Annotated in this window: 12 protein-coding genes; 8 read left to right on the top strand and 4 right to left on the bottom strand. The window is 54.0% G+C overall.

Annotation, left to right across the window (positions count from 1 at the left end):
* The first annotated feature begins 392 nt into the window (after nucleotides 1-392).
* The 7 genes from CMO10_RS03635 to CMO10_RS03605 all read left to right on the top strand — a co-directional run bounded on the left by CMO10_RS03635 (nucleotide 393) and on the right by CMO10_RS03605 (nucleotide 8,660).
* Complete coding sequence (locus tag CMO10_RS03635; RefSeq protein ID WP_297018911.1) at nucleotides 393-1,292, top strand: LysR substrate-binding domain-containing protein; 900 nt, start codon at nucleotides 393-395, stop codon at nucleotides 1,290-1,292.
* A 551-nt stretch (nucleotides 1,293-1,843) separates the two neighbouring features.
* Nucleotides 1,844-2,668, top strand: a complete 825-nt coding sequence (locus tag CMO10_RS03630; protein WP_297018910.1) for a class I SAM-dependent methyltransferase — start codon at nucleotides 1,844-1,846, stop codon at nucleotides 2,666-2,668.
* A gap of 823 nt (nucleotides 2,669-3,491) precedes the next feature.
* Nucleotides 3,492-4,688, top strand: coding sequence for an ABC transporter substrate-binding protein (locus CMO10_RS03625; protein WP_297018909.1), 1,197 nt, complete (start codon nucleotides 3,492-3,494; stop codon nucleotides 4,686-4,688).
* 140 nt (nucleotides 4,689-4,828) lie between these two features.
* The gene (locus tag CMO10_RS03620) at nucleotides 4,829-5,611 is read left to right on the top strand and encodes an ABC transporter ATP-binding protein (protein WP_044826634.1); all 783 of its coding nucleotides are present in this window, start codon (nucleotides 4,829-4,831) and stop codon (nucleotides 5,609-5,611) included.
* Nucleotides 5,608-6,315 carry an ABC transporter ATP-binding protein gene (locus CMO10_RS03615; protein ID WP_044826633.1) on the top strand — a complete coding sequence of 236 codons (708 nt, stop codon included), beginning with the start codon at nucleotides 5,608-5,610 and terminating at the stop codon, nucleotides 6,313-6,315. The genes CMO10_RS03620 and CMO10_RS03615 overlap by 4 nt, the downstream gene beginning before the upstream one ends.
* 12 nt (nucleotides 6,316-6,327) lie before the next feature.
* Nucleotides 6,328-7,338, top strand: a complete 1,011-nt coding sequence (locus CMO10_RS03610; RefSeq protein WP_044826632.1) for a branched-chain amino acid ABC transporter permease — start codon at nucleotides 6,328-6,330, stop codon at nucleotides 7,336-7,338.
* Entirely contained in the window at nucleotides 7,335-8,660 is a 1,326-nt protein-coding gene (locus CMO10_RS03605) for a branched-chain amino acid ABC transporter permease (protein WP_297018908.1), read from the top strand. The genes CMO10_RS03610 and CMO10_RS03605 overlap by 4 nt, the downstream gene beginning before the upstream one ends.
* A gap of 85 nt (nucleotides 8,661-8,745) precedes the next feature.
* Here CMO10_RS03605 and CMO10_RS03600 read toward each other — a convergent pair whose 3' ends face one another.
* The 4 genes from CMO10_RS03600 to ehuB form a co-directional block, all read right to left on the bottom strand.
* Nucleotides 8,746-9,423, bottom strand: a complete 678-nt coding sequence (locus tag CMO10_RS03600) for a GntR family transcriptional regulator (RefSeq protein WP_297018907.1) — start codon at nucleotides 9,421-9,423, stop codon at nucleotides 8,746-8,748.
* A gap of 21 nt (nucleotides 9,424-9,444) precedes the next feature.
* Entirely contained in the window at nucleotides 9,445-10,104 is a 660-nt protein-coding gene (gene ehuD, locus CMO10_RS03595) for an ectoine/hydroxyectoine ABC transporter permease subunit EhuD (protein ID WP_297018906.1), read from the bottom strand.
* Nucleotides 10,101-10,829 carry an ectoine/hydroxyectoine ABC transporter permease subunit EhuC gene (ehuC, locus tag CMO10_RS03590; RefSeq protein ID WP_297018905.1) on the bottom strand — a complete coding sequence of 243 codons (729 nt, stop codon included), beginning with the start codon at nucleotides 10,827-10,829 and terminating at the stop codon, nucleotides 10,101-10,103. The genes ehuD and ehuC overlap by 4 nt, the downstream gene beginning before the upstream one ends.
* Before the next feature lie 68 nt (nucleotides 10,830-10,897).
* Nucleotides 10,898-11,782, bottom strand: a complete 885-nt coding sequence (ehuB, locus tag CMO10_RS03585; protein ID WP_297018904.1) for an ectoine/hydroxyectoine ABC transporter substrate-binding protein EhuB — start codon at nucleotides 11,780-11,782, stop codon at nucleotides 10,898-10,900.
* Nucleotides 11,783-11,993: 211 nt separating this feature from the next.
* Here ehuB and CMO10_RS03580 point away from each other — a divergent pair, with 211 nt between their 5' ends.
* A complete protein-coding gene (locus CMO10_RS03580) occupies nucleotides 11,994-13,715 on the top strand; it encodes an MOSC domain-containing protein (protein ID WP_297018903.1) in 1,722 nt (573 codons plus the stop codon).
* Nucleotides 13,716-13,718: the final 3 nt, after the last annotated feature.

The following is a 13,718-nucleotide window of genomic DNA, read 5'->3' as shown; positions in this document are numbered from 1 at the left end:
AAGTCTGGACCGGCAGAAAGATCGCTTTCAGATGTCACCCCAATGGCCATCTGGGGCGCGCGTTTGTGTTTCCTGGCTTCCAGGGAGGCACGCAAAACCTGTAACAGACGTCCGACAAAGCCAATCCGTACTGGGGAAACCAACTTTGTCGCCTTGAACGCAGATACATTTGATGAAGACGTGCCAAGGGCAGGATGACGAGCGTCTTCGCAATAGAATACAGAACCTATCATGAGAATCTCCAATCGATGATGTGGAAAGATTGAGGATTTCTCATTGATTAATCAAACGAGAAGATTTAACATTACCTATCAGAAAAACTCACACATGTGGTGTCTGGATGTTTCAGCAGCACAGTCGGCAACCACAGCTGTTAAACCTAGAGGCAGGCCATGAATTCTCCGACAAGTGCCATTCATAATCTTGATCTTGATTTGGCCCGGACCTTTGTTGCGATCTGTGAAACCGGGAACTTTTCACGCGCGGCCGAAAAGGTTCATCGCAGTGCCTCGGCGATCAGTCTGCAGGTCAAGAAGCTTGAAACCATGGTCGGGCGCGAATTGTTCAAACGGGAAACCCGCAAGGTCACCATGACCGAGGATGGCGAGGTTTTGCTGGGCTATGCGCGGCGCTTACTCAAACTCAATGACGAGGCCATGTCGCGTTTCCATGCTCCGGATTTTGCCGGCTCGGTACGGCTTGGCGTGCCCAATGACACGGGTGTGGTTGTCATTCCCGAAATCCTCAAACGGTTCGCACAAAGCCATCCGCACGTTGATATTGATGTCAGTTTTGGCCCAACCCGTACTTTGCGACAGCGCATTGATAATGGTGAAATCGATATCGCTGTGTTCAGCTTTGATGCAGAACTTGATCACCAGCCGCCAATCCATACCGAACCGCTGGTCTGGCTTGGCGCGCGCCATGGCAGTGCAATTGACAAGCGCCCCCTGCCCGTTTCCATGGCCGAACCGGGTTGTTATTGGCGGACCATGGCGCTCAAGGCGCTTGATGATGCCGGGGTGGATTACCGCATCGCCTATACCAGCGAGTTTTGTCAGGCCCAGATTGCCGCCGTGCGGGCCGATCTGGCGATTGCAGCCGTGCCGATCAGCGTGATTTCAGATGATCTGGTGCATTTGGGCGCGGCACACGGCCTGCCGGAAATCGGTGAATACCGCATGACCCTTGCCAAACGCGATGGCCATGGCCCGGTGGAAGATGCGCTTGCCGAACATGTTATTGCCGGCTTCCGCAAAAGTTCGGAACGCGGCATGCGGGTCTTTGCCTGAGCTCTCGACAGACTGGCGCAGGCTGCACCAAGTTATCATGTAAGTATCACCCTCGGTTCTTGTACCCTTTAAATACAGTTGTCACTTCCCGACCCGAAACCCGGAAGATCAAGCGTACTGAGCCGCTATCGTGTGCTGAGCGGGGTATGGGCAAGTGGCCCCGCATGATCAAGTTGCGGCCGAAGGCTACTGCCATTCACACAACCCTAGCAGGCAATACATGGCGTTTTCTCAAACCCAATGACGAGGTGATTCCGTATTTTGATGTTCAAGAATCAGCCGGTACCTTGCAACTTTTCTTTCCCAATGACACGGAATCCTAAGTTATTGCCAGAAATTGCTAAAAGATTTTGTCAAACTTATTCGAAATTCGATATTGATGTAAATTCTAGCCCAATGTAAGGGTAAGTACGCTTGGCTATTTCCAAAAAGTGGTATGTACGTATCTTCGAAGCCAATCCTGAGTCTACTAAAAGAGGGGATGAGTGGGCTATAGTTCTTAGGGTAGCCATATTTAGGCGAAACTTCGCAACCAATCAGATAGGTTAATCGTGTCATTATCAACTTTGATCCCAAGCACTCCCGGACAGTTCTTTCACTGGTGCCTAGAAAATGCAAATTCGGACCTAGTTCCTTTCAGAGCGAACTACGCCCATTACTATGACCATCGCGGCGGTTCTGAGTATCTTTGGAATGTCTACGACCAGAGGCTAGCCGATATAATCCCGATTGCATCGGCTGAACAGAAAGTTCTCGAGATCGGCTGTGGCATTGGATCGGACTTGCACTGGCTTGCGTTGATGGGCTGTAAAGCGACAGGGATCGATGTGAAATCAGAGTGGATCGACGCGGCCAACGAGTTGACTAAAGTTGTTTCCAAAAATTTCGGCCCGGTTGGTGTCGATATCAGGCGAATCAATTTGCTAGACATGCCGGCTGAGCAATTCGACCTGATTTACATGAAGGACACGTTCCACCACCTTGAACCGCGCGTTGAGGTAACAGCCAAGATCGCCAGCATGTTGCGCCCCGGTGGCCGTGTTGTCATCGTTGAGCCGAATGCATGGAATCCCCTGATCCAACTTCAAATGTTTAGGATACGAGGCTTCAATACTATCTTAACAAAGACCGACCAAGCGACTGGCGAGAAATTCGTTTACGGCAATGAACGGTTGCTTTTTGGCAGCACGATGAAAAGACTTTTCCGGCAAGCTGGCGTTCACGGATCAACTCGAACATTTCGAGTTCTGCCAACCGCTTTAGCAGGAAAACCGGCCTTTGTTAGAGGCGCGGAGATTGTCGAGAAACTCAAACTATGCCACTTGATCCCGCCGCTAGCGATCCACTGTGTCTATAGTGGGACCAAGGCAGGTTAGGCAGCTTTAATTTGAAGGCACTCTGATCCACACAAAACACACGCGGTGATCAAATCGCATATCTTCGCAGAGCTTGCGGTGCCTGAGGCTCGATTGACCGAGGAGGCAAACCGTCTCCAGTCCAGACTCCAACACCTTCGTTTTTCTTCCATTCATGATTGTAATCACTATTTAGTCAAATAGCCCAGATATGCCGCACTGTGCCCAAACGTCATCAGGCCTCAACACCAGCGTTTATAATGTCGAGCCCAATTCGATATCCCATTCGCTAACTTTGGTGTTTTTGGCGAAAGTTACAAACGATTCTGTTCTGGTCGTTTTTGGTAACAACTCTGCATCTGCTGGGTATGCAACGGCAGGGTGTAGAAGCCGGCCACAAGATGGCCAACCCTAAAGTCCATACATACCACGCAGTTCTAAACCAGAGCCGTTATGGGCCTATGAATGAGGTTTTGATGTCAACCTAAAACGATGCACCTCTTTATGATGCCTCGAATAGGCAAACCAGATACTCGGCGCCTTCGAGATATCCATTGTGATACCAGATTAACGATATCTCATGCCTATAGTCGCCAATCACACCGACCATTAATGGCTTCAGACCATACAGATCGCGCGATCAGTTTATTCAGGCTACTATGCATACGAGATGTGAACTGAGCCACACCTGTGAGCACATACAAAAGGCTCAGAAACCTGCCGTCGCCCGCCCAATATGCAAGAGCGATTTTGTAACTTAAAGTTAAGAAATTGGAAACATGTAGCGTTTTCTGTATACTGCCCGACGAATATAAAGGCCCAATAAAACAGGGAAGGCTACACTATGGGAAAACTCTCTACCCTCCTCTTTTCGGCAGCACTTTCGACGGCTGTCATCGCAGGCGCATCTGCACAGGAACAGGTAAAGATCGGCATGCTGCAAGGCTTCACCGGCCCGACGGAATCTCTCGTCAAGCCGATGGCACTTGGTGGCGAATTGGCCATTCAGGAAGTCTCCGACAGCGGCCTGCTGCTTGGCGGGCGTGAAGTTGTTTCGGTACGTGGTGACAGCACCTGTATTGATGCAGCAGCAGCCACCGCGGCAGCTGATCGTCTGGTAACGTCTGATGGCGTCCATGGCATCAACGGCGCGACCTGCTCGGGTGCGACCACAGCCATCCTGAACAACGTTGTCCGCGCCAATGGCGTGGTCATGATCTCGCCGTCGGCAACCTCGCCGGCGCTGTCGTCAATCGAAGATGACGGCTACTTCTTCCGTACCGCACCGTCCGATGCACGTCAGGGCCAGATCATCGCAGAAATCCTTGATCGTCGTGGCATCAAAACGGCTGCCCTGACCTATACCAACAACGACTATGGTAAAGGTCTTGCAGACGCCATCCAGGCGGCATACGAAGCAAAAGGCGGCAAAATCACCGCTGTTGCAGCCCATGAAGATGGCAAAGCCGACTATTCTGCTGAAATCGGCACCCTTGCTTCGGCTGGTGGTGACGTGCTGATCGTTGCTGGTTATCTTGACCAGGGCGGTAAAGGCATCATTCAGGCATCGCTTGATACCGGTGCGTTCGAAACCTTCGTCCTTCCGGACGGCATGGTTGGTGAAGCGCTGACTGACAACTTCGGCGATATGCTTGATGGCTCGATTGGCACCAACCCGGGTACCGATAGCCCGGGCGCATCGATGCTGGCTGAACTGGCTTCGGGCAAAGGCTTCAAGGGTGATGACCCGTATGTCCCCGAAGCATATGACGCATCTGCCATTCTGCTGCTTGCCATGCAGTCTGCCGGTTCGACCGATAGTGCTGTCTACAAAGACCACATCATGAAAGTTGCCAACGCACCGGGTGAGAAAATCTATCCGGGTGAACTCGCAAAGGCGCTTCAGATCCTCGCTGATGGTGGTGAAATCGACTATGTCGGTGGTACCGCGCTTGAATTCATCGAGCCGGGCGAGTCCGCTGGTAGCTTCCGTGAGACGGAAATCAAAGGCGGCAAGTGGGAAACGGAGATGTACCACTAAGCCGATCATCCTTTGATCGCTAACGACGCTGGAACTGTCAGGGACTTCGGTCTCTGGCAGTTCCTCTATTACCGGGCCTTTATTGCTGTATGGCACATCGATGCCCGGGACTGATTGAATGACAGGGTCAAAAACTCCCCATGATACGGGTCGAAAACATCGCCAAGAATTTCGGCGGCATTCAGGCGGTCGATGGCGTGACGCTATCGATCGAAAAGGGCTCCATCACCGGCCTGATCGGGCCGAATGGTGCCGGAAAAACAACGCTGTTTAATATTATCGCGGGCGTTTTTCCGCCGTCTTCAGGGAAAATCTTCCTTGATGACGAAGATGTCACCCACCTGGAACCGCACCAATTATTCCACAAGGGTTTGCTGCGTACCTTCCAGATCGCACATGAATTCTCGACATTGAGTGTGCTTGATAATCTGATGGTGGTACCGGGCGAACAACCGGGCGAACAATTACGCCATAGCTGGTTTAACTATTCCCGCGTCAAGGAAATCGAAGCGCAAAACTACGAACGCGCGCTTGAAGTGATTGATTTCCTTGAGATCGACCACATCAAACATGAATTGGCAGGTAACCTTTCCGGCGGGCAGAAGAAGCTTCTGGAACTGGGCCGTACCATGATGGTCGAGCCGAAAATCGTCTTCCTTGACGAAGTCGGTGCCGGGGTGAACCGCACGCTGCTCAATACCATTGCGACCTCGATCAAGCGCCTTAATGAGGAACGCGGCTATACCTTCTGTCTGATCGAACACGACATGGATTTCATCGCGCGCCTGTGTGACCCGGTGATCGTCATGGCCGAGGGCAAGCTTCTGACCCAGGGCACGATCGAAGAGGTCAAGAATAACGAGGAGGTCATCGAGGCCTATCTCGGAACAGGTCGCAAGCATGAACGGAAGGTACCGTCATGAGTTTCTTGAGCGCAACCGGTATGACCGGCGGCTATGGCGGGTCCGATATCCTCCATGACTGTACGATTAATGTCGAAAAAGGTGAGATCGCGGTTGTCGTTGGCCCGAACGGTGCTGGCAAATCAACGGCGATGAAGGCTGTCTTCGGGATGCTGAACCTGCGCGAAGGGTCGGTGGTCCTTGATGGCAAGGACATCACCAATCTCGCACCTCAGGAGCGTGTCCCCCAGGGCATGGGTTTTGTTCCGCAGAACCGCAACGTCTTTGTCTCGATGACAGTTGAAGAAAACCTCGATATGGGGGCTTTCATCCGCAACGACGACAAGATCGAAGAAACCAAGGAACAGATTTTCAACCTGTTCCCGATCCTTGGTGAAAAGCGCAACCAGCCAGCAGGCGAGCTTTCCGGTGGTCAGCGTCAGCAGGTCGCTGTCGGTCGTGCGTTGATGACCCAGCCAAAGCTTCTCATGCTTGATGAGCCGACCGCTGGTGTGTCGCCAATTGTGATGGATGAACTGTTTGACAAGATCGTGGAAGTCGCCAGAACCGGCGTCGCCATCCTGATGGTCGAACAGAATGCCCGTCAGGCATTGGAAATCGCCGACCACGGTTTTGTCCTCGTACAGGGACGCAACCGGTTCACCGATACGGGCGAAGCCCTTCTCGCCAACGAAGAAGTCCGCCGGTCCTTCCTGGGCGGATAAATGGGGTATTGAATGGAAATCCTTAACGCACTTGCGCTGTTTGCCAATTTTGTGGTCGTTCCGGCGACCGCCTATGGCGCGCAGCTCGCCCTTGGGGCGCTTGGCGTCACACTCATTTTCGGAATCCTGCGCTTTGCGAACTTCGCCCATGGCGAGTTGATGTCGTTTGGCGCCATGATCACCATCCTGATCACCTGGTTCCTGCAGAATATGGGCGTCTCTATTGCGCCCTTCCCGACTGCCCTTCTGGCTTTGCCAATTGGTGTGCTGGCCACGATCAGCTTGGCACTTGTCACCGACCGGATGGTTTTCCGGTTTTATCGCAAGCAGCGCTCCAACCCGATTGTGTTTGCCATCGTATCGGTCGGTGTGATGTTCCTGATTGCGGGCATCATCCGTATCGTGATCGGCCCGGCGGATCAAAGCTTTGCCGATGGTGAGCGCTTCATCATTGGTGCGGTTCAATCCCGCAAGGCACTTGGCCTTGACGAGGGCATCGCGATCAAGCAAAGCCAGCTGATCACGGTTGTTGTCACCGCCATCGTCGTCGCATGGCTGTTCTGGTTCTTGCAGAAAACCCGTTCGGGCAAGGCGATGCGCGCCTATTCCGATGATGAGGATCTGGCACTGCTTTCGGGGATCAACCCGGAACGCGTTGTCATGATCTGCTGGGTTATTGCTGCGGCACTCGCTGCCATCGCCGGCACGCTTTATGGCCTTGATAAGACCTATAAGCCCTTCATCTTCTTGCAGATTCTGCTGCCGATCTTTGCCGCCACCATTCTGGGCGGCATCGGGCAACCGGTCGGCGCGATCCTTGGCGCATTCATTGTGGCTTTCTCGGAAGTCACGGTGACCTATGCGTTCAAGAAGTTTCTCGCTTATCTCGGCCCCACGGACTGGGCGCCCGAAGGGCTCGTGCAGCTGTTGTCGACTGACTACAAGTTTGCGGTCTCCTTCATCATTCTGGTCGCGGTTCTTCTGATCCGGCCAACCGGTATTATTCGTGGGAAAGTGATATGACGAAGAGAGTTGCGCTCCTATATGGCCTTATGTGCCTGGTGTTGATCGCGATCGGCTTTCTTCAAAGCTGGAACGTCGCCTTTGGCATCTTCAATCTTTGTGTGATCTCTGCTGTGATGGCGCTCGGCGTCAACATGCAGTGGGGCTATGCCGGCCTGTTCAATGTCGGTGTGATGGGCTTTACCGCCCTTGGTGGTCTGACTGCTGTTCTGGTCTCCATGCCCCCTGTGGGTGAGGCCTGGGCGGCTGCAGGCGGGGATATTGCCCTGTCGCTGCTAAGCCTTGCGGGCACCATCGCTGCGGTGATTTACGCCCGACGTGTTGTGCCAGGCGCACTGAAACTTCCGGTCACGCTCGTTCTTTTGCTGGCCGGCTACTTTGTGATCGGTGCGTTCTTTGGTCCGGCCAAAGAAACGATCGAAAGCATCGACCCGGCACTCAGTGGCTATCTTGGTGGTGCGGGCCTGCCGGTTCTGATTGCCTGGCCGCTTGCCGGTCTGGTAGCAGCCGGTGCCGGTTGGTTGATCGGGCGGATCGCGCTTGGTCTGCGGGCGGATTATCTCGCGATTGCCACCCTTGGCATTTCCGAGATCATCATTGCGATCATCAAGTACGAAGAATGGCTGTCGCGTGGCGTTAAAAACGTCACCGGCATCCCGCGCCCGGTGCCTTATGAGGTCGACCTGATCGAAAGTGAATGGTTCATCAGCCTTGCGAACTTCTTCGGTGCGACCGAGATTTCCGATGCGGCAGGTCTGTTCGTCAAGTTCTGTTATGCGGTGCTATTCGTTGCCGTGCTTGCGATCATCATGTGGTTTGCCGAACGGGCGCTAAAGTCCCCGTGGGGCCGTATGATGCGTGCCATTCGTGACAACCGCGATGCGGCTGCTGCGATGGGCAAGGATGTCAAACGCCGTCACCTGCAGACCTTTGTTCTGGGCTGTGCGGTGTGCGGTATTGCCGGTGCGATGTTGACCACCCTTGACGGTCAGCTGACCCCGACCAGCTACATCCCGCTGCGTTACACCTTCCTGATCTGGGTGATGGTGATCCTGGGGGGCTCGGGCAACAACTGGGGTTCGATCCTCGGCGGCTTTATCATCTGGTTCCTGTGGGTCGAAGCAGAGCCGTTTGGCAACTGGTTCATGTCGACAATCACCGCACCGCTTGGTGAAGAATCAGAGCTCGCTCAACACCTCGTCGCCGGTGCGGCCTATATGCGCTACCTGATGATGGGGGCGATCCTGCTGGTCGTGATGCGGTTCGCGCCAAAGGGCCTGATCCCTGAAGCCACCAACCGATCAACGGCAATGGCCAAGTAACGGTCAGGTCACCCTTACCAGGCATCTGAACACAAACGGGGCGGATACTTTGCAGTATCCGCCCCGTTTTTAGTAGGATCTGGTTTTATCGGCCATGCAGCGCGTTTAGCAGCAATTGCTGGCCCTTGAAGATATGGTTGCGAATGGCGTAACCAAGCCCGATCGGGTCATTGACGTCAATGCGTCGCACCACCTCAAGCGGCTCATCGGAAACGGCCGCAATGGTGTCTTTCCAGTTCATTTCCGGTAACAGCAACAACCACATGCGTGATGTCTGGAAAAACAGGTTCTGCTGAATTTCGCTGAGTGTCTTGTTGGACGACAGATCAAGCGTCGCCGTCATATAGCGAATATTGACCTCGGCAAAGCCGATGGTATCGCCGGGTTCGAGGGCTTCGAAATCAGCAGCACATTGAATGAAGACATCGCGCGTTTCCGTCGAGAACGGCATCTTGATGTAAGGCCCCATCGATTCAGCAAGCATCAAACGCACGGCATAGACCTCTGCCAGCTGATCGGGTTCGATGCTGGTGACGATCGTTCCGATCCCGTGCTTGATCTCGACCAGCCCTTCATGTTCAAGCATGGAAATCACCCGGCGAATGGGCGACCGGCTGACCGAATATTCCTGTGCCAGCACTTCTTCATGCAACACGGTTTCAGGCGGATAGCGATTGGTGCAGATCCGGTATCGCACCTCTTCGTATATGGACACGATCCGCTGCTGGGCCGTGGTCTTGGCCTTGTTGCGCGTAAGAAGCATCTGGTCGTTTCCTCAGGTTTCTTATCGGCTTGGTAAAGCCGCTTTTTCACTGACAACGCGTGTCAGTTTTGCCGCCACCAAACTCAGTAGCAGGAAAAACACGCCAGCCAAAGTGATTGGTTCGGTGTATTTGAAGGTGTCATTACCGATAATACGTGCGGTTGCAACCAGTTCAATGACGGTAATCGCCAGCAACACAGGCGTTTCCTTGAACATCGTCACGAAATAGTTGCCAAGTGGCAAGATGATCGGCGGCACTGCCTGTGGCAGGATCACACGTTTAAGTGTCTGCCAGGTTGTCAGGTTGATGACCTTGGCTGCCTCCCACTGGCCACGTTCGACCTGCTCGAACCCCGATCGGTAGACCTCCGAACAATAGGCCGAGTAATGAATGCCCAGCGTCAGTATCCCGCAAATCATGGCTGGCAGAATGATGCCGAACTGCGGCAGGAAGTAATACATCGCAAACAGCTGGATCAGGAGCGGTGTGGTGCGGACAAACTCGATAAACAGCCGCACGACAAAGGACAAAACCGGAATTTCAAGAATGCCGATAATGCCCCAGACCAGCCCGAGAATGGCGGCAAGTGCAAACCCGAACGCCGTAGCCTGCAAGGTAACCAGCGATGCCTCTGCCATCTGGGGCAGGATTTCAAAGGTGTAGGCCCAATCCCAGTTCATCGCGCCCCTCCCAGTCGTACCCCGCGTGAGTAATAGCGTTCCAAAAGGCGCATGCCGATGGTGATCGCAAGTCCGATGGCGAAATACATGAACAGAATGATCGTAAAGACTTCGACCGTACGATAGGTCGTCTGATTAAGCTGATAAGCGGTATAGGTCAGATCGGAAATGCCGATAAAGGACACGAGCGCTGTCAGCTTGAACAGCTGGATCGCAAGATTGCCAAAGGGCGGGATCATAATGCGAATGGCCTGTGGCAGGATGATCCGGCGCATACAGGTCACCGGACTGAGATTAAGCGCAATCGCGGCTTCATACTGGGATTTGGGTACCGCACGAATGGATGCCTCGACCATAATCGCGCCATAGGCCCCGACATTAAGCGAAACGCCCAGAACCCCGGCCGTAAACGGATCAATCGTCGGTCCGAACAGGGGCAGGACATAAAACAGCCAGAACAGCTGCACCAGTGCCGACGTTCCGCGGAAAATCTCGATATAGGCGATACTCAGCCACCGAACCGGCGACCAGTTTGACAACCGGCCAATGCCAGCCGCCAGCGATATCGCAAGCGTCAATGCTGCGGAAACCAGCAGCAGCCTCATTGTCATTCCAGCCGCATCAAGAAACACCACCGCACTGTCGACAAACGGCGAGTTCTTGAAATACATCAGCCCGGCAATGACCGTCACGATAAGGGTGATGACAAGTGCACGTATGGACATGGATCTATCCGCCTCTATAAAGGGTGACACCCGCGCCTGATCAACTCAGACGCGGGTATCGGAGCGAACTAGAGACCTTCGCCACACAGTTCCGCCATGGTCTTTGACGGGGCATCGGCCGGGCCAAAGCCCCAGGCAGTGGCCATCTCCTGATACCCGCCGCCTTCCATCCATTTGGCAAGCTCTGCCTGGAAGGCATCGCGGAAGGCCATGTTGGCGGCAAGGGCATCGCCCTCACCCTTCGGGAAGGCGATCGAGCCGTGACCCTGATAGTTTTCACCACCAATCTCGGTGATCGAACCTGAGCTCTCGACCCCGATCAACTCACCGGCAGTTCGCACGATGTCGTTGATTGCAAAGGCCGACAGGGCGAAGCCATCCGCACGGCCGGAAACAACGGCGGAAATACCCGCAGCCTTATCCCCGACCTTCAGAAGTTTCTCGTCCGGAACGCCGTCTTTTTTGGCAAGGGTTTCCTCCGTACCGCCGGCCAGAACCGCAAGCGTTGCATCAGGCGTATTGGCGATATCGGTAAAGGTATGAAGACCTTTCGGGTTGCCGGTCTTTACCAGATAGGCAGCGCCCTGCCCCCAGGTCGGCTCGGCAAACAAGACCTGTTCACAACGCTTCGGGCGGACATAAATTCCAGCCGCAGCAACATCGATACGGCCCGCTACCAGTGACGGAATAAGCGCACCGAAATCCATGGCGACAAATTCGAGATCACTGACCCCCATCTGCCCCAGAACATGTTTGACGATTTCAACCTGTTCTCCAGTAAAGGTGCCGTTCGGCAGCTTGTAGCCATAAGGCGCGTAACCGGCGATGCCGACTGTGGCACCCTCGGCACGGTATTTTTCCAAAAGCGGATTTTCAGACGCGATTGCTGTTGAAGCAGCAAAGAGCGAAGCAGCAACAGCAAAGCCACCCGCCAGCTTTTTGATCAATTTCATCATTGTCTCCAGTGATTGTTCCCTGATGCAGCACTGCGGATGTGCTCCCCCGCTTTTTCTGCTGTGGTCTCAAATGGTATCAAAACCTAAGATGGATACAACATAAAAATTAAATTACGTAAAACTGCGATTTTTTCTTCATATAACGACGATTATATCGTTAGATGTATATCTCTACAGCAAAACAACAGAAAAAATGAGGAACGGGGCGATGGCCGAAGCACGGGTTGTCAGTCTGTACATCGGACGCATGAAAGATGTTGAAATTGACGGGCGCGCTGAACGCACCGCTTTTGTGCGCACCCCTGCGACCACGCCGATCCAGCTCGGGCCAACGGGAATAGAAGGCAATGAATTCGGCACCGGCCGCCGGCTTGGCACGCCTAATCATGCGATCTATCTGTTGAACGCCGAACACTATGATTATTACGAAAACATTCTGGGACGTGCGATTGCACCGGGAAGCTTCGCTGAAAACGTGACGTATCAGGGTCCGGACGAAACCGTCCTTCGTATGGGCGATCAACTGCGCATCGGCACCGCAGTAGTCGAACTGACCTTGCCGCGCATCCCGTGCTACAAGATGGCACATTTCTTCAATGCCGATGCCGGGTTCCCCAGCCTGTTTTCCCTTTCCGGGCGGACCGGCATTTATGCCCGCGTTATCAAGCCCGGCGCCATTGCCCCCGATGACAAGATCGAGATCATCAGGACCGATCCCGTCAATGCGCTGATTTCGGAACTGAATGTGGTTTTGACCGGACCATCCCCCTCGCCCGACATGGTCGAACGCGTCAAAGCGTCCCCGGCGCTGTTTGATGCGCTCCGCCAGCAGATTGATGAACGCATGGAGATGCTGGGCATTGATGCCGAGCCACAGGCAACAACTGTGCGTATCGCCGACATTCGCCAGGAAAGCAGAGACGTTGTTTCTGTTGCCTTTTCCATGCCGGCTGGCACCGCACAGCCGCCAAAGCCGGGCCAATTCATCACCTTTGGCATTACCGACAATAATGGCGCGCAGCATTTCCGCTGCTATTCCCTGATCGAGGCCCCCTTTGCCAATCAGAATGATGATGACAGCGAAATCTGGCACATTGCCGTGCGCAAACAAGCCAATCAAAACGGTGCATTTTCGGTTTCAAGCTGGATCCACGAAAATCTCAAACCCGGTGATCTTTGCGCAGTCTATCCGCCCGCTGGTGAGTTCGTCCTGCCAGATAGGTTGCAAGGGCCTGTTGCCTTTATTGCCGGGGGTATTGGCATTACCCCGATCCTTGCCCAAATTGCGGCACTGGCACGGCAAGGCTACAGCGCCCCTGTCACGTTGATATATGTCGCCCCGGATGACGAAAGCCTGCCCTTCCTTGATGCCCTGCACCTTGCGGCAGCCAAACTGCCGAAATTTGATTTGCGCATTCATCTGACACGGGTGAAATCTTTGCCGGACAAGGCAAAACCGAACTGGAAACTGGGGCATCCCGATTTCGTCCGCGATATTGCTGCACTTGGTGAAACCGATCATGTGTTTATCTGTGGCCCGGCGGGGATGATTGATGCAGTGCGCACCATTCACACCACGCTTGGGCGCCTGACCGGATATATTCATTTTGAACTCTTCGCCAATGATGGCCTGACCACAAGCGCGCTTACCGGGATTGACAGCGCGCAGATCACCATCCGTTCGACCGGATTTTCCGGAACCTGGAACGCCGAAGACGGCAGCTTGCTGAACTGGATCGAAGCCAGAACCGATATCCGCCCGAATGCCGCCTGCCGATCGGGCATGTGCCGGACATGCCGGGCAGATTTAATACGCGGTGAAGTCGCCTATCCGCCAACGGTGTCGCCACCACCGGCCTCATCCATCCTTTTATGTTGTGCACATCCGGCATCCGATCTCGAGATCGCTTTGCCATCATCAGGGAGATAAAAA

Source organism: Thalassospira sp. (assembly GCF_002709775.1).
GTDB lineage: Bacteria > Pseudomonadota > Alphaproteobacteria > Rhodospirillales > Thalassospiraceae > Thalassospira.
This window is presented reverse-complemented; position numbering and strand designations above follow the sequence as displayed.

Excerpts from the sequence above, each read along its gene's own strand:
- CMO10_RS03635 (WP_297018911.1), top strand. The coding sequence starts at position 393 with ATGAATTCTCCGACAAGTGCCATTCATAATCTTGATCTTGATTTGGCC.
- CMO10_RS03625 (WP_297018909.1), top strand. The coding sequence starts at position 3,492 with ATGGGAAAACTCTCTACCCTCCTCTTTTCGGCAGCACTTTCGACGGCT.
- CMO10_RS03620 (WP_044826634.1), top strand. The coding sequence starts at position 4,829 with ATGATACGGGTCGAAAACATCGCCAAGAATTTCGGCGGCATTCAGGCG.
- CMO10_RS03615 (WP_044826633.1), top strand. The coding sequence starts at position 5,608 with ATGAGTTTCTTGAGCGCAACCGGTATGACCGGCGGCTATGGCGGGTCC.
- CMO10_RS03610 (WP_044826632.1), top strand. The coding sequence starts at position 6,328 with ATGGAAATCCTTAACGCACTTGCGCTGTTTGCCAATTTTGTGGTCGTT.
- CMO10_RS03605 (WP_297018908.1), top strand. The coding sequence starts at position 7,335 with ATGACGAAGAGAGTTGCGCTCCTATATGGCCTTATGTGCCTGGTGTTG.
- CMO10_RS03600 (WP_297018907.1), bottom strand. The coding sequence starts at position 9,423 with ATGCTTCTTACGCGCAACAAGGCCAAGACCACGGCCCAGCAGCGGATC.
- ehuD (WP_297018906.1), bottom strand. The coding sequence starts at position 10,104 with ATGAACTGGGATTGGGCCTACACCTTTGAAATCCTGCCCCAGATGGCA.
- ehuC (WP_297018905.1), bottom strand. The coding sequence starts at position 10,829 with ATGTCCATACGTGCACTTGTCATCACCCTTATCGTGACGGTCATTGCC.
- ehuB (WP_297018904.1), bottom strand. The coding sequence starts at position 11,782 with ATGAAATTGATCAAAAAGCTGGCGGGTGGCTTTGCTGTTGCTGCTTCG.
- CMO10_RS03580 (WP_297018903.1), top strand. The coding sequence starts at position 11,994 with ATGGCCGAAGCACGGGTTGTCAGTCTGTACATCGGACGCATGAAAGAT.